Origin of the sequence: Rhizobium sp. Leaf321 (assembly GCF_001423215.1) — a bacterium.
In the GTDB taxonomy this organism is placed as follows: Bacteria; Pseudomonadota; Alphaproteobacteria; order Rhizobiales; family Rhizobiaceae; genus Neorhizobium; species Neorhizobium soli.
Window position 1 is genome coordinate 415,939 of the sequence record NZ_LMOF01000006.1, and the last position, 15,956, is coordinate 431,894.

Sequence of the window (15,956 nt, forward strand, 5' to 3'; positions counted from 1 at the left end):
GCAAAAAGTCCAATGCCTGGTCATCTTTAAGTCTCTGTCTTTTTCACCTTTTCAGCAAGTGGTGATGCACTATGTTGGGGCGGATCAACAACCCGAGCAGCAGGGGTAATGCTATGTCCGTTGTTTCCGAATTCCGTTCCTTTATCGCCAAGGGCAATGTCGTCGATCTCGCCGTCGGCATCATCATCGGCGGCGCCTTTACCGGCATCGTCACATCACTGGTCAACGATCTCGTCATGCCGGTCGTAGGTGCCGTGACAGGCGGTGGCTTCGACTTTTCCAACTACTTCGTGGCGCTGTCGAGTGCGGTCACAGCGCCCTCGCTGGAAGAAGCCCGCAAGCAGGGCGCGGTCTTCGCCTATGGCAGCTTCATCACGGTCGCGATCAACTTTCTCATCCTCGCCTTCATCATCTTCCTCATGGTCAAGGGCGTGAACAAGCTCCGCGCCATGGAAGAAAAGAAGCCTGCGGACGCCACACCGGCCCCGCCGCCGGCCGATATCCAGTTGCTTTCGGAAATCCGCGACCTTCTGAAGACGGGTAACCCGATCCGGTAACCCAACCGCGTCAACAGATCGGCGATCCATCAAGAAAAACGATCGCCGATCCACGGATTGTCATGGGATTTTCCGAGTTCTCTGCGCTAAACAGAATTAAAGCATAGGGAAATGTTCAGGAACCATGTCGATCATTGCAAGTCTCAGCCCGCGCGCCGTCTCCACTCCCGAAAGCGGTATTGTCGAGATCATCAATCACGCCCGCGCCGGTGGCCGCCGCGACCTGATACCGCTCTGGGCCGGCGAGGGCGATCTGCCAAGCCCGGATTTCATCAATCAGGCGGCATCGAGCGCGCTTCTGGGCGGTGAGACCTTCTATACCTGGCAGCGCGGGATTCCCGAACTGCGACAGGCACTGTCAGACTATTACACGCGTCATTTTTCAAAGACGCTGTCGTCAGAGCATTTCTATGTCACCGGCTCCGGCATGCATGCGATCATGATGGCCGTGCAGGCGATCGCCTCGCCGGGCGATGAACTGATCTACCTCTCGCCGACCTGGCCGAACATCATCTCCGCGATCGAGATTTCCGGCGCTTCCGCCATCGGCCTGCCGCTTGCCTTTACCGGCGGCGGCTGGTCTCTCGATCTCGACACGCTGGACGCTGCGATCACACCAAAGACACGTGGCCTTTTCATCAATACGCCCGCCAACCCGACCGGCTGGACGGCAACGCTTGATGATCTCCGAGACATTCTGACGCTCGCCCGCAAACATGGGATCTGGATCATCGCCGACGAGATCTATGCCCGTTACTACTACGGTGGTGCGGCAAGGGCTCCGTCCTTCCTCGACATCATGGAAGAGGGCGATCGGATCATCTTCGCAAACTCCTTCTCCAAGAATTGGTCGATGACCGGCTGGCGCATGGGCTGGCTGGTGGCCCCGCCGGAAATGGGACAGGTGATCGAAAACCTCATCCAGTATTCCAATTCGGGCGTTGCCCAGTTCATGCAGCGCGGCGCGGTCGTGGCGCTGAACGAAGGCGATGGCTTCGTCAACGAGAACGTGGCCCGCGCCGTCGCCGGCCGCGATATCCTCTGCGATGCGCTGATCGCCACCAACCGCGTGCAGACGCTGAAACCGGATGGCGCGATCTACGCCTTCCTGAAGGTGGATGGCGTAACCGACAGCCGCCTGACGGCAATGGACATCGTCGACAAGATCGGCGTGGCGCTGGCGCCCGGTTCTGCCTTCGGAGAGGGTGGCGAACTGTTTCTGCGGGCCTGTTTTCTGCGCAATTCGGCCCATGTCGAAGAAGCCGCCGGTCGGTTGGCGGACTATATCAAGCGCCTCTAACCCCGCTCCATCACCGCAAAGAGGGCGGTCTGTAAAATTTTATCGATCGCCTGAACGCCGTGTTTTCCGTGTTCCGCGTTAAACCCGGCGGCCCCGCCCGGCGGTAAGGTTTGCTGAAGAGCGGCCGTGTTTCTCTCTGCGAAAGAAAAAAGCAGGGGCGAGAAAATGGCTGTTCTGGTCACGGGTGGTGCAGGGTATATCGGAAGTCACATGGTCTGGGCGCTGCTCGACGCTGGCGAGGATGTCGTCGTGCTCGACCGGCTGTCGACAGGCTTTCGCTGGGCGGTTCCGGACGAGGCGCGCTTCTATCTGGGTGATGTCGGCGATTCCATCATCTTAAAGCAGATCTTTGCTGAAAATGACATCGACGCTATCCTGCATTTCGCAGGCTCGATCGTCGTGCCGCAATCGGTCGCGCATCCGCTGGATTATTACGAGAACAATACCGGCAAGACCCGCTTCCTGGCGGCAGCCGCCGTCGAAGCGGGCATCAAGCATTTTGTCTTCTCTTCCACCGCCGCCGTCTACGGCGATCAGAAGGATGACACGCCGGTTCTGGAAAGCGCGCCGACGCTGCCGAAAAACCCCTACGGTCAATCCAAGCTGATGTCCGAACTGATGCTGCGCGATGCGGCTGCAGCCCATGATTTCCGCTTCGTCGCGCTGCGCTACTTCAACGTCGCCGGTGCTGATCCGCTTGGGCGCACCGGTCTTTCCACGGAAGGTGCGACGCATCTCATCAAGATCGCCTGCGAGGCGGCTCTCGGCAAGCGCCGCGGCGTCGATGTCTATGGCACCGATTATCCGACAGCCGATGGTACCGGTGTGCGCGACTACATCCATGTGACCGATCTGGTCGAAGCGCACTTGAAGGCACTGAGCTATCTGCGTCGTGGCGGCGAACCGCTGATTGCCAATTGCGGTTATGGGCGCGGCTATTCGGTGCTGGAAGTGCTCGAAGCGGTCAAGAAAGCCGGAGCCCGCGGGTTCGACATCAACTACGGCCCGCGTCGCCCGGGCGATGCAGCAAGCGTCGTCGCCAATGCGACGCTCGCCCGGCGCCTTCTTGAATGGACCCCGCGCCACGACGATCTCGACCTGATCGTCGAAACCGCAATCCGCTGGGAACGGGAACTGGGCGATCGCCGTCCGGAAAGCATCCGTGCAATCCGCACCCGGCTCGCGTCGGCGAGCTTCTGAGCGCAAGCAAGATGCAGTGATGCAGCCGCATTGCTGATACGTGAGAATGCGCATGGTCGAATGGCGTGCAGGGGATTAAAAGCGGGATCCTGGAACAACCTGATCCTGCGGAAACTGACCATGCGCCTCTTGTCCACCGCCGCTATCCTCCTTTGCTGTCTTGCGCCTTTGGCGAAAGCAGACACTCTGGCGGTTCAGAAACTGGTCGAGCCGCGTCTGACGGTGGCGCCTGCGGGAAATGCGAAACACATCCGTGTTGCCCTTACCTTCGATGCCTGCATGGGCAAGGCCGACGAGCGTATTTTGACCACGCTGGTTCGTGAAAGAATTCCCGCAACGATCTTCGTCACGTCACGGTGGCTGAAGCACAATCCGGAAACCGTCGCTGTTCTGCGTGAAAACAGCGATCTCTTCGAGCTGGAAAATCACGGCGAGAACCACATTCCCGCAGTCGATATTCCGGTCGCGATCTATGGCATACCGGCCGCAGGCTCGCCTGAAGCTGTCGGCCGCGAGGTGGGACGAGGGGCCGACGCCATGCTTGCAGCCGGTCTTCCTAGACCGCACTGGTTCCGCGGCGCGACGGCAAAATATGATCTCTCGGCCATCCGGGAGATCCGGGCCATGGGTTTCAAGATCGCCGGCTATTCGCTGAACGGCGATGATGGCTCGCTCCTCGGCGCCGCGGCTGCCGAAAAGCGGATTGCTGCTGCCAAGGATGGCGATGTGGTGATTTCACACATCAACCAGCCGACTCATGCCGCCGGCGAGGGGGTCGCTCGTGCACTGGTTGATCTGAAAAACAGAGGCGCAGAATTCGTTCGCCTCTCTGATTTCGAGGCCTCAGGCGACCATGAGACGACCGCCAAGCTGCCTGGATTGTTTTGAGGTGGATCGGGATCAGCCTCAAAAGTAGGGCTCGGAAATTGCTAGTTCCTCCGAATTCGATGTGAAAGCAACGAAGAGAGCGTGAGCATCTCGATTACTTAATTAAGCTTAAATTTTCTTGCAATTTTTATGCTGCACTGCATTATTGTCTCCGTTCAAGGAGTGCGATTATGCAAGCAGAGCTAAACTCATCTCTCTTCGATGCTGCTGCTTATGATGAAGGTGCAGAGCGTCTCCGGCTGTTCATGAAAAACGGGCAAATTCGCGAATTCGAGACGGTACCCGTGCAGGTGTTCCAGCAATTGGCAGGGTCCCGGTCGCCAGGACAGTATTACATCGAAAACATACGTTCCAAGTTCCCGATGTTCGGTTGATCGCCGAAACGGCGTCGCGCGGCGGTCGCGAACGGCCTGAGCTATCTCGCTGACGCGGATCGCCGGTGTTTAAAGGGTAGAGCTCCCTCATAATAACACGTGCACATTGTTTTAGTATTCGCTAAGTAATGGCTGTTATTGTCGTCGCCACTGATGTCGGCAGAGCAAGCCATGGAAAACAAACGCATCTGGACGAACAACGAACTGGACGACCTCCTGCGCCAGTTGAATGTTGCTTTGGAGGCTTCCGGTATCGGCATCTGGCAGCACAATCTGCGCAAGAACCAGACCCGGTGGGATGAGCAGCTACAGGAACTCTACGGTGTCCCGAAGGGTCCGACGGATGTGGTGTGGCTCGAATGCGTCCACCCAGACGACCGAGATGCCGCCAATGCGCACTTCGAAAAGGCAATCGAAAACCGCGAAGACTATGCGTCACAGTTCAGGATCATCCGCCAGGATGGCTCCATTCGCCACCTTCGCTCACGCGCAAAGTTCTTCATCGACGGGAATGGCGAGCCATGCTTCGTCGGCGCGGAATGGGATGTCACCGACGATGTGATGCGAAGCCATCAACTGGCGGAAGAGCGGGAAGCCGCAGACCAGAGCCGCGCCGAAGCGCGCTATGCTGCTGACCACGACCACCTGACCGGACTTCTCAACCGCCGCAGCTTCGACGCGATATGTGCCAGCCTTGCAAAACGGGGTGAGCTGGACTTCGTGTCGCTGTGCCATCTCGACGTCGATAACTTTAAGGAAATCAACGACCGATATGGCCACGCCTGTGGAGATGTGGTCATCGCCCATGTCGCGTCGATCCTGAAGCAGGCAAGCCGCCCGGGAGATATCGTGGCGCGGCTGGGGGGTGACGAATTCGCCATCGTTTCGATGGACCGCGGCCTCAACGCGATGGAGAAGATCGTCGCCGAAATCCGCGCCGAGCTACAGTCACCCGTTCTTCTCAACGGCAAGAATGTCGTTGTCACCTGTTCGATGGGCGTGGCGCAAACCTCGGCGTCGGATGTCACCGGACTGCTCGCCTGTTCCGATCTCGCGCTCTATGAGGCCAAGAGAAACGGACGCAACCGCGCCGAATGGTTCTCGCCCGCCATGGCAGCCGCATCGATCGCCGAAAAACACATCCTCTACGAGCTGCGCAGCGCCATCACCAACGGCAATTTCGTGCCGTTCTACCAGGTACAGGTCGATGCCCGGACCCGCGCTATCAAGGGCCTCGAAGCGCTGGTGCGGTGGAAACATGGAGAAGAGCTGAAACCGCCCGGCGCATTTCTGCCGACGGCGGTGACGAACGGGTTGATCGACGAAATCGACGAAATCATGCTGCGCCTCGTCCTTGCCGACTTGAGGCGATGGCAAGCCGAGGGATTTGCTCTGCCGCGCGTGTCCGTCAACATGTCGGCCTCCCGCCTCTCCGATCCTGATTTGGAGGAAAAGCTCAAGCGTCTCGATATCCCGGCAGGCCAGGTGAGTTTCGAACTGGTCGAGACGATCTTCCTCGATGAGCTCACACCGGAGATCAGAGCCAATATCGATGCCATCCGGTCGCTTGGGATTGAAATCGAGATCGACGATCTCGGTTCGGGCCATGCCTCACTGCTCGGGTTGATCAAGCTTCGCCCGGACCGCGTCAAGATCGATCGGCAGCTCATCCTGCCCATGCTGGATGGCCTGCCCCAGCAGCGCCTGGTCGCCGCACTGGTCGATATCGCCCGGACGCTGGACATGGAAGTCGTCGCCGAGGGCGTCGAAACGCTCGGCCATGCGGACGTGTTGGCAAGTCTTGGCGTTGACCTGTTGCAAGGTTTTGCCTTTGGCCGGCCGGAGCCGGCACATGTCGTCGAGAAGCGCTTGGAGAAGCGCCATACGACGGCGCCGACCGGTTCGCGCGCGTCTTCGGCAAGGCGTCGCTGATATCCGAGCCGTTTTAACTACCGTAAATAATTTTCTCGTATTCCCCCGAGGTGCTGGAAATTCGCATCCAGGCAGTGCTAGATTCACGGTCGGTGAAAATAAATTACGGAGAGCATCGTGAGTCACAAGAAAATCGAACGTCTCGCTGCGGCCGACGCACAGGCGGGCGGCCAGCGACGTCCATTCGCCAAGGCCGTGCGCGCCGGCGATTTCGTCTATGTGTCCGGCCAGGTGCCGACGGTGGATGGCGAAGTGGTGACCGGTGGCATCGTGGCCCAGACCGAACGGGTCGTTGCGAACATCAAGGACGTGCTTGCGCTTGCGGGCTGCACGCTGGCCGATGTCGTGAAGGTCAATGTCTGGCTCGACGATGCCCGTGACTTCTCCAGCTTCAACGCCGTGTTCCAGAAGCATTTCATCGATCATCCACCGGCACGCTCGACGGTACAGTCGCCGCTGATGGTCGATGCCAAGGTCGAGATGGACGTGATCGCCTACAAGCCGATCGACTGATTGTGTCAATGACGACCGTCAGTCTCCGAGAAGCTGGCGGTCGTCGCCGTCGCGGTTGCGCACCAGTTCTTCCTTGATGCTGCGCAGCGCCTTCAGGGCGATGTTGCGGTCGGCGTAGGCGACCATGTTGGCGAGGATGTCGATCGCGGCGAGATAGGCAAAGCGGGTCGAGGTGGGGCGGAAGATGTTCTTGCCCTCCTGCATGTCGATGGCGATCGTCAGGTCGGCCGCATCGGAGACAGGCGAACCCCGCTGCGTCATCACGATGGTGGGAATGCCGTGTTGGCGGAGCAGCTTGAGGCATTGGACGAGGCCCATGTCGCGGCCGGTATAGGACGACCCGAACACGACCGTGCCGGGCTGGGCTGCTGCCGAGATCATCAGGTTCATGTTGTGGTCGTTCGATGCATTGATGCGGCAGCCGAGACGAAAGAGGCGATTGTGCAGCTCGTTGACGACCATCGCGGAATTGCCGCTGGCACCGAATGCCTGGATGAAGTCGGCACCGCGCAGCATCTGCGCGGCTTTCTCGATTGCGCCAAGGTCGAGCTGCCGATGCAAATCGAAAAGCGCGTTCTGGGCTTTCGAGATGATGTCCTGGGCAACCTCTTCCACCGTCGCGGTCGGCGCTTCCGGTTTCAGATAGCGCAAACCGACATAGGCCATCTTGGCCAGCTGCACCTTGAAATCGGAATAGCCCTGGCAGCCCAGCCGGCGGCAGAACCTTGTCACGGTCGGCGGCGAAACCCCGGCACGCTCGGCCAGATCGCTGATCGAGGAATTGACCACGAAATCGACATTGGCGAGCGCAAACTGCGCCAGTTTCGTCTCCAGGCTCGAGAGCCTGCCGTCTTCGTCGGAAAGCGCGTGAAACAGATCCATCAGGTACTTTCCTCGAAGATTGGCGCAGACACGAAGCACGTCACGATCGTGAAAATGAATTTCACCAGTTCTTGCCCTGATAGCACAAAGCGGGCAAGCATCAACGAAACCAGCCATGCCCACAGAGGTTTACATCATGAACTATCCCTGGCCTGAACCCGGCACGCCGCTCGATCAGATCGCAACGCCGATGCCCGTGATCGACGAGGATCGGCTCGCCGCCAATATTGAGAGGGTGCAGGCTTACTGCGATACGCAGGGCAAGGCGTTCCGGCCGCATATCAAGACCCACAAGATCGCAGCCGTCGCCCGCCAGCAGATCGAAGCCGGCGCCGTCGGCCTCAACTGCCAGAAGGTCACCGAAGCCGAAGTGTTCGCCGATGCCGGTTTCGACGATATCCTGATCACCTACAACATTCTCGGGCCGGTAAAACTCGCGCGGCTGAAGGCGCTGAATGCGCGCGTGGCAAAGCTTGCGGTCGTTGCAGATAGTGAAACGACCGTGTCGGGCCTGTCTTCAACGTTCGATGCCGATCGCCCGCTGACCGTCCTGATCGAATGCGATACGGGCGCAAAACGCTGCGGCGTGCAGACGCCGGAACAGGCGGTGGCTCTCGCTGAGAAGATTGCGGCGGCGCCCGGCCTGCGCTTCGGTGGCATCATGACCTACCCGGCCATCGGTGGCGCAGAGGCCGTCGAGGAGTTCATGGCGACCACCATGTCGCTTCTGTCGGGAAAGGGCATCGAATGCCCGGTGCGGTCCAGCGGCGGTTCGCCGGATCTCTTTTCGGCACATCTGGTGCCCTCCGCCACCGAACATCGGGCGGGAACCTATGTCTATAACGACCGCAGCATGGTGCGCGCCGGTCACTGCACGCCCGATGATCTCGCCATGCATATCCTGGCAACGGTCGTTTCGAAGCCGGCGCCCGACCGGGCGGTGCTCGATTGCGGCTCGAAGGCACTGACATCCGATTTGCTCGGGTTTTCCGACTACGGCTCACTCGTCGGCTTCGAGGGCGCGCGGATCGTATCGCTGTCCGAAGAACATGCGGTGGTCGATCTCTCGGGCTGTGCAGTGCCGTTTGCGGAGATCGGCCAGATCGTGAAGGTCGTGCCGAACCACACCTGCGTCGTCACCAACCTGTTCGACCGGATGGTGTTTCACCGGAACGGCATCGTGACGAGGGTCGAAAACGTCGATGCGCGCGGCACCGTCTGGTAACCGCCGGATCGATCGTTACGGACCGAATGAAAATGGGGCGCCTGTTTCGGGCGCCCTTTTTCATGTTCGGAGCGCGAAATGCGGTGGAGGTGAAAATTTCCCCGAATTTAGACTTATAGAAAATAAATTACACAAATTGGTGCATATTCTGGAAATTCGTTGACTTCAGCTGGGTTTGACGCATTATGAAGAAAATAAATTACACCAAAATGGTGAGCGGGCGAACTGAACGAGAAACGGGACTGAGGTTTTCCGGAGCATGGCGTGCCTGCTCCGGCGATCGACAAAATTCATGCAATAGGGGTGCTGGCGCTCGGTGACCATGACGGGAGCCTGATGCCGTCGGACCTGTCCGGATAAGACATATGCGCATCTTCACCGCCTCGCTGGCGACCGAGACCAACACATTCTCTCCCGTCCCGACGGATATGAACGCCTTCAAGGCGGCGTTCTTCGCCGGTCCGGGCGAGCATCCGGATACGCCGACGCTGTGCTCGTCCGTCGTGCCAATTCTGCGCCGCCGAGGCCGGGCCGAAGGTTTTACCGTGATCGAGGGCACGTCCTGCTGGGCAGAGCCCGCGGGCCTGATCCAGCGCCAGACCTATGAAGCGCTGCGCGACCTGATCCTTTCCGAACTGACGGAAGCGCTTCCCGTCGATGGCGTCGTGCTCGGTCTTCACGGCGCGATGGCCGCGCAGGGCTATGACGATCCCGAAGGTGATTTTCTGGCCCGTGTCCGACAGATCGTCGGCCCGGATGTTCTGGTTGCCGCCGAATTCGATCCGCACAGTCACCTGACGGCGCTGCGTGTCGCCAATCTCGATATCATGGCTGCCTTCCTCGAATTCCCCCATACGGATTTCGAACAGCGCGGCGAACACGTGGTCGAGCTGGCGCTGCAGGCCTTGAAGGGCAAGATCAAGCCGGTCATCTCCACATTCGACTGCCGGATGATCACGATCTTCCCGACCAGCCGCGAGCCGATGCGCTCCTTCGTCGATCGCATGCAAGCGATGGAAGGCAAGGACGGCATTCTGTCTGCCTCGGTCATCCACGGCTTCATGGCCGGCGACCTGCCCGACATGGGCACCCGCATCGTCGTCGTGACCGACAACGACAAGGCCAAGGGCGATGCGCTGGCGGCCTCTCTCGGTCGCGAGCTCTACAGCCTGCGCCGGCAGACTGCGATGCCCATGCTCGATACCGAAGCGGGCCTCGACAAGGCCGTGTCGATCCGCGCCTCGCATCCCGGATTGCCGGTGACGATCGCCGATGTCTGGGACAATCCCGGCGGCGGCGTGGCTGGCGACGCGACCTTCATCCTGCGCCGGATGATGGAGCGCGGCATGGACGATTTCGCGGTTGCAACCATCTGGGATCCGATTGCCGTCACCTTCTGCCAGGCGGCGGGAGAGGGCGCCGAACTCAGCCTGCGGATCGGCGGTAAATCCGGTCCGGAAGGCGGTGAACCGCTCGATCTGCGCGTCACGGTTCAAAGCGTGTTCGATGCGGGCTGGCAGAGCTTTCGCAACAGCCGCGTTACGCTGGGCAGCACCGCCGTCGTGCGTCCGGTCGGCACCCGTATCGATATCGTGCTGATCACCAGCCGCACCCAGACCTACCAGCCGGATATCTTTGCCAATCAGGGCATCGAATTTGGGGCCAAATCCTATCTGCTCGTCAAGTCGACCAACCATTTTCACGCGGGCTTCCAGCCGGTCTCGTCTGAGATCGTCTATATCGCCGCGCCGACCTGTTACCCGACCAATCCCGCAACGACGCCGTATCGCAAAGCGAGCCTCGAAATATGGCCGCGCGTCGCCGATCCGCTGGGACTGGATGCCTGAATTTTCGACCGGACAGGAAAGCCGGCCGGGATTTGACCACTGAAGACAACAAGGGGATGACAATGAAAAAGAGTGCACTTGTTCTCATGACGCTGGCGGCTTTGGCCGGCACCAGCAGCCTCGCGCTGACACAGGCGAATGCCCAGGCAGGCGACGGCGTGCTGACGGTTGCAACGATCGGCGAGCCGCCGTCGCTCGACGTGATGCAGACGCCGACCGATATCGTGCTGACGATCGACCAGCACATTTTCGAAACGCTCTACACCTACGACGCCGAGTGGAAGTCCGTACCGCTTCTGGCCGCCGCCATGCCGACGCTTTCGGAAGATGGCCTCACCTACAAGATCCCGCTGCGCGAAGGCGTGAAGTTTCACGATAGCAGCGATTTCGATGCCAAGGACGTCACCGCCTCGCTGAAGCGCTGGATGACGATCAATTCCAAGGGCAAGCAGGTTGCCGGCGTCGTCGAAAGCATCGCGGAAGATGGCGACCATGCCGTCGTCATCAAGCTGAAGTCGCGCTATGCGCCGCTGCTCGCGACCCTGTCGCAGGCGTCGGTCATCCTGCCGTCCGAAAAGATCGCCGATACGCTGACCGAATTCGTCGGCACGGGTCCCTATTCGCTGAAGGAACGCAAGCCCGACCAGTATACCCAGCTCGTCCGTTTCGACGGCTACAAGTCGCCCGAGGGTGAGCCGAGCAACTATGCCGGCAAGCGCGAGGCGATCGCCAAGGAAATCCGTTTCGTGCCGGTTCCAGACGCCAATACCCGCGTCGAAGGCCTCATCTCCGGCCAGTTCGATTTCGCCGACTCGCTGCCGGTCAGCGCCTATGAGCGCGTCGAAAAGAGCAGCAATGCCAAGCCCGTCATCTTCAAGAATGCCGGCTGGGCATCGATGAACATGAACATGAAGGAAGGCCTTCTGGTTAAGAAGGAACTCCGTCAGGCCGTTCAGGCAGCGCTCAATGCTTCCGACATGATGCTCGCCGCTTTCTCCGACGACCGCTTCTTCAGCGTCGATGCCTCGATCTTCCCGGAAGGCTCCGTCTGGCACACCGAAGCGGGCGTTGCCCGTTATGGCGAAGGCGATCCGGAAGCGGCGGCCAAGCTGCTCAAGGCTGCCGGTTACGATGGCCAGCCGCTGCGCCTGATGACCAGCCGCCAGTACGAATTCCACTACAAGATCGGCGAAGTCGCCAAGGCCTATCTGGAAGCTGCAGGCTTCAAGGTCGATCTGCAGGTGGTCGACTGGGCGACGCTGACGACCCGTCGCGCCGACGCCAAGCAGTGGGACATCTTCATCACCCACTCCAACTTCCCGGGCGATCCGACGACGATCAACACGATCACCGACACCTATCCGGGCTGGTACGTGTCCGACCAGAAGACCAAGGCCGTCGCGACCTACATGGACGCCACCACCGACGACGCCAAGAAGACGGCCTGGGACGCCATCCAGACGGTCATCTACGACGATGCGCCGCTCTACAAGGTCGGCAACTTCAATGGTGTTTCGGGTCTCGCCAACGGAGTTTCCGGCTATGAGCCGACCTACTGGCCGCATTTCTGGAACGTGAGCCCGAAGAAGTAAGCTGGATAACTAGGAACTGGCTATGGCAAGGATCGCACAGGCAATTTTGAAACGGCTGGGGGGCATGGCTATCGTGCTCGCCCTCGTCGTGACGGTGGTCTTCATCATCGTTCGCGTGACGCCTGGCGATCCTGCCGCTGTCATGCTGGGGTCGGATGCGACCCCGGAAGACATCGCGCAGCTGCGCACCCGCATGGGCCTCGATGCGCCCATGCTCGTCCAGTACGGCCAGTTCGTGCTGGGCATCCTTAAAGGTGATCTCGGTCAGTCCATCTTCTTGAACCAGCCGGTCACGACTGCACTTGCGGCGCGTGCGGAGCCAACCTTCTTCCTCACGCTGTTCTCGATCCTGATCGCGGTCGCCATCGCGCTTCCCGTCGGCATTCTCTCGGCCGTCAAGCGCGGCACGATCTTCGACCAGATCGTGGTGACGCTGACCATGGTTGCGGCAAGCGTGCCGAGCTTCTGGCTCGGGCTGATGCTGATCCAGATCTTCGCGGTCGGGCAGGGCTGGTTCCCGGCTTCCGGCTATGGCGGTCCGGGTACGCCGTTCTTCGAGCGGCTGCATCACCTCGTCCTGCCGGCCGTGGCACTCGGCGTCGTCAACTCGGCGCTCATCACACGCTTCACGCGCGCCGCAATGCTGGACGTTCTCGGCGACGATTACGTCCGCACGGCGCGTGCCAAGGGAGCGGGCGAAGGCCGCGTCATCCTCAAGCACGCCTTGAAGAACGCGCTGATCCCCATCATCACCGTCATCGGCCTGTCGGTCGCCATGCTGGTCGCGGGTGCGGTCGTCACGGAGACCGTGTTCGGCCTTCCGGGCGTCGGCAACCTCGTCGTGTCAGCCGTGTTGCGGCGTGATTATCCGGTCATCCAGGGCGCGCTGCTCGTCGTTGCCGCCATCTACGTTCTCATCAACTTCATCGTCGACATGCTCTACATCATCGTTGATCCGCGGGTGCGCCTATGAACACCATGGCCTCCGTTTCCATGCCCTTCGCGTCAAGCCTGCGCCGCCTGTTCGGAAACCGCGCGATGCTGGCCGGCGCCATCATTCTGGTGGTCGTCGTTGCGGCAGCTTTGCTTGCGCCCTGGGTCGCCCCTTACGCGCCAAACAAGCTCTCGATCGTCAACAAGCTGAAGCCGCCGTCGATGGCGAATTTCTTCGGCACCGACGAATTCGGCCGCGACATCTTTTCGCGCGCCATCTTCGCCGGCCGGATTTCGCTGATGGTCAGCCTCGGCGTGGTCGCCATCTCCACGGTTCTCGGCGTCATCCTCGGTGTTGCCGCCGGCTTCTTCCGCAAGCTCGACGCACCGATTTCGCGCCTCCTCGATGCGATGATGTCGTTTCCGGATATCCTGCTCGCGATCGCGCTCGTCGCGGCACTCGGTCCGTCGCTCACGACCGTCATCCTGGCGCTCGGCATCACCTACGCGCCGCGTCTTGCCCGCATCATCCGCGGCTCGACGCTGGTGTTGCGCGAACTGCCCTATATCGAGGCAGCTGTGGCCATGGGTCTGCCCACATGGCAGATCCTGCTCCGCCACGTTCTCCTCAACCTCGCATCGCCCATCCTCGTGCAGGCAACTTTCGTGTTCGCCTCGGCGATGCTGGCGGAAGCGAGCCTCTCTTTCCTCGGCGTCGGTGTTTCCACTGACATGCCGACCTGGGGCACGATGCTCGCGTCAGGGCGCGAATACATGAACAACGCTCCGTGGCTGATGGTCTTTCCGGGCCTTGCCATCGTGTTTTCGGTTCTCTCCCTGCAATTGCTGGGGGATGGCCTGCGCGATCTTGTCGATCCACGGCTGGCGAAGGAGAGCTGATCATGACCGACACAGTAAAAACGACCCCGCCTGTTCTGTCGGTCGAAAACCTGACGACCTCCTTCAAGACGCCGGAAGGATGGAAGGCCGTCATCCGCAACATCAGCCTGTCCGTCGATGCCGGTGAGACGGTGGCGATCGTTGGCGAGAGCGGTTCTGGCAAAAGCGTCACAGCGCTCTCCACCATGCGGCTCCTGCCGCCCGGACGCTCGCGCACCGAGGGCAGGATCCTGCTCGACGGCAAGGATCTGCTTGCCGCAAGTGAATCCGAAATGCGCAAGGTCCGCGGCGGGTCGATCGGCATGATCTTCCAGGAGCCGATGACCTCGCTCAACCCGGTTTTCACCATCGGCAACCAGATTGCCGAAGCGCTGGTTCTGCATCGCGGCCTGTCGTGGGGCCAAGCCGAAGCTGAAACCGTGCGGCTGATGGAGCGGGTGCGCATCCCGGCCGCCAAGGCGCGGCTGCACGAATATCCGCACAAGTTCTCCGGCGGCATGCGCCAGCGCGTGATGATTGCCATGGCACTTGCCTGCCGTCCGAAACTGCTGATCGCCGACGAACCGACGACGGCACTCGATGTAACGATCCAGGCCGAGATCCTCCACCTGCTGCGCGAATTGCAGCGCGAGGAAAACATGGGCGTGCTGTTCATCACCCACGACATGGGCGTGGTGGCCGAGATTGCCGACCGCACGGTCGTGATGTTCCGCGGCGACATGATCGAGACCGGCCCCACCACCGAGATCTTCGCAAGTCCGAAGGCGATCTACACGAAGTCGCTGCTCGCCTCGATCCCGCGCCTCGGCGCGATGGGCGCGTGCGTGGCGCCCAAGCGCTTCCCCGAAGTCGATCCTGCGACGGGCGTGGCGACCGACGGCCGCGAAATGAAACCGGTTTCCCAGACTGTCGAACCGATCCTCAAGGTCGAAAATCTCGCCGTCCGTTTCGACCTGCCGAATGGCCGGGTCCATGCCGTGGAAGACGTATCCTTCGATCTGCGCCCCGGTGAAACACTGTCGCTGGTCGGCGAATCCGGTTGCGGCAAGTCGACGACGGGACGCGCAATCATTCGTCTGCTCAATCCCTCCGCCGGCTCGATCGTCATCGACGGCCAGGATGTGACCAAGGCCGGCACGCGCGATCTGCGCACCATGCGTCGCAATTCGCAGATGATCTTTCAGGATCCGTTTGCCTCGCTCAATCCGCGCATCACCGTCGGTTCGGCCATTGCCGAACCTATCCTTGCGCATAAAATGATGGGCAAGCGCGAGGCAAAGGCGCGTGTTTCAGAACTGCTGGAACAGGTCGGGCTTTCGGCGGCAATGGCCGATCGCCATCCGCATGAGTTTTCCGGCGGTCAGCGCCAGCGCATCTCGATCGCGCGTGCTCTGGCACTGGAGCCGAAATTCATCGTCGCCGACGAAGCCGTCTCGGCCCTCGACGTCACGGTCAAGGCGCAGGTCTCCAACCTGCTGCTCGAGCTTCAGGAAAAGCACGGTCTGGCCTATCTGTTCATCTCCCACGACATGGCGGTCGTGGAGCGCATGAGCCACCGGGTCGCTGTCATGTTCCTTGGAGAGATCGTGGAGATCGGGCCGCGTGCGGCGATTTTCGACAATCCGCAGCACGCCTATACCCGCCGGCTGATCTCGGCCGTGCCGGTTCCCGACCCCTCACGCCGCGGTGAGACGCCGCCGCCACTGTCCGAAGAGATTAAGAGCCCCGTGAGGCCGCTCGATTACGTGGCGCCGAAGCGCACCTATCTCGAGGTCTCGCCGGGCCATTTCGTCCAGCAGGCGGCGTAAGCACC

Annotated in this window: 14 protein-coding genes; 13 read left to right on the plus strand and 1 reads right to left on the minus strand. The window is 60.7% G+C overall.

Features of this window, described 5'->3' with window-relative positions:
* Window positions 1-113: 113 nt before the first annotated feature.
* The 7 genes from mscL (at window position 114) to ASF70_RS08450 (ending at window position 6,764) form a co-directional block, all read left to right on the plus strand.
* Entirely contained in the window at window positions 114-557 is a 444-nt protein-coding gene (gene mscL, locus ASF70_RS08420; RefSeq protein WP_062578996.1) for a large conductance mechanosensitive channel protein MscL, read from the plus strand.
* 124 nt (window positions 558-681) lie between these two features.
* Complete coding sequence (locus tag ASF70_RS08425; protein WP_062578998.1) at window positions 682-1,857, plus strand: pyridoxal phosphate-dependent aminotransferase; 1,176 nt, start codon at window positions 682-684, stop codon at window positions 1,855-1,857.
* A gap of 165 nt (window positions 1,858-2,022) precedes the next feature.
* Window positions 2,023-3,057 carry a UDP-glucose 4-epimerase GalE gene (galE, locus tag ASF70_RS08430; protein ID WP_062453878.1) on the plus strand — a complete coding sequence of 345 codons (1,035 nt, stop codon included), beginning with the start codon at window positions 2,023-2,025 and terminating at the stop codon, window positions 3,055-3,057.
* Between the two features lie 120 nt (window positions 3,058-3,177).
* Window positions 3,178-3,945, plus strand: coding sequence for a polysaccharide deacetylase family protein (locus ASF70_RS08435; RefSeq protein ID WP_062579000.1), 768 nt, complete (start codon window positions 3,178-3,180; stop codon window positions 3,943-3,945).
* A gap of 170 nt (window positions 3,946-4,115) precedes the next feature.
* Window positions 4,116-4,319, plus strand: a complete 204-nt coding sequence (locus tag ASF70_RS08440) for a KTSC domain-containing protein (RefSeq protein ID WP_062579001.1) — start codon at window positions 4,116-4,118, stop codon at window positions 4,317-4,319.
* A gap of 171 nt (window positions 4,320-4,490) precedes the next feature.
* The gene (locus ASF70_RS08445) at window positions 4,491-6,251 is read left to right on the plus strand and encodes a GGDEF domain-containing phosphodiesterase (RefSeq protein ID WP_162237961.1); all 1,761 of its coding nucleotides are present in this window, start codon (window positions 4,491-4,493) and stop codon (window positions 6,249-6,251) included.
* Window positions 6,252-6,368: 117 nt separating this feature from the next.
* The gene (locus ASF70_RS08450) at window positions 6,369-6,764 is read left to right on the plus strand and encodes a RidA family protein (protein WP_082471826.1); all 396 of its coding nucleotides are present in this window, start codon (window positions 6,369-6,371) and stop codon (window positions 6,762-6,764) included.
* An 18-nt stretch (window positions 6,765-6,782) separates the two neighbouring features.
* On the opposite strand, the gene ASF70_RS08455 is transcribed toward ASF70_RS08450, so the two are convergent.
* Window positions 6,783-7,646, minus strand: a complete 864-nt coding sequence (locus ASF70_RS08455) for a MurR/RpiR family transcriptional regulator (RefSeq protein ID WP_062579003.1) — start codon at window positions 7,644-7,646, stop codon at window positions 6,783-6,785.
* Between the two features lie 136 nt (window positions 7,647-7,782).
* On the opposite strand from ASF70_RS08455, the gene ASF70_RS08460 reads away from it, so the two are divergent.
* The 6 genes from ASF70_RS08460 (at window position 7,783) to ASF70_RS08485 (ending at window position 15,951) form a co-directional block, all read left to right on the plus strand.
* The gene (locus ASF70_RS08460; RefSeq protein ID WP_062580148.1) at window positions 7,783-8,871 is read left to right on the plus strand and encodes a D-TA family PLP-dependent enzyme; all 1,089 of its coding nucleotides are present in this window, start codon (window positions 7,783-7,785) and stop codon (window positions 8,869-8,871) included.
* 365 nt (window positions 8,872-9,236) lie between these two features.
* Window positions 9,237-10,718: a M81 family metallopeptidase gene (locus ASF70_RS08465; RefSeq protein ID WP_062579005.1), complete on the plus strand. Its 1,482-nt coding sequence runs from the start codon at window positions 9,237-9,239 to the stop codon at window positions 10,716-10,718.
* A gap of 62 nt (window positions 10,719-10,780) precedes the next feature.
* Window positions 10,781-12,310, plus strand: coding sequence for an ABC transporter substrate-binding protein (locus ASF70_RS08470; protein ID WP_082471885.1), 1,530 nt, complete (start codon window positions 10,781-10,783; stop codon window positions 12,308-12,310).
* Window positions 12,311-12,341: 31 nt separating this feature from the next.
* Window positions 12,342-13,283, plus strand: a complete 942-nt coding sequence (locus ASF70_RS08475) for an ABC transporter permease (protein ID WP_062580151.1) — start codon at window positions 12,342-12,344, stop codon at window positions 13,281-13,283.
* Window positions 13,280-14,143: an ABC transporter permease gene (locus ASF70_RS08480; RefSeq protein ID WP_062579007.1), complete on the plus strand. Its 864-nt coding sequence runs from the start codon at window positions 13,280-13,282 to the stop codon at window positions 14,141-14,143. The genes ASF70_RS08475 and ASF70_RS08480 overlap by 4 nt, the downstream gene beginning before the upstream one ends.
* A 2-nt stretch (window positions 14,144-14,145) precedes the next feature.
* On the plus strand, window positions 14,146-15,951 hold the full coding sequence (locus ASF70_RS08485) for an ABC transporter ATP-binding protein (RefSeq protein ID WP_062579009.1): 1,806 nt from the start codon (window positions 14,146-14,148) through the stop codon (window positions 15,949-15,951).
* The last annotated feature ends 5 nt before the right edge of the window (window positions 15,952-15,956 follow it).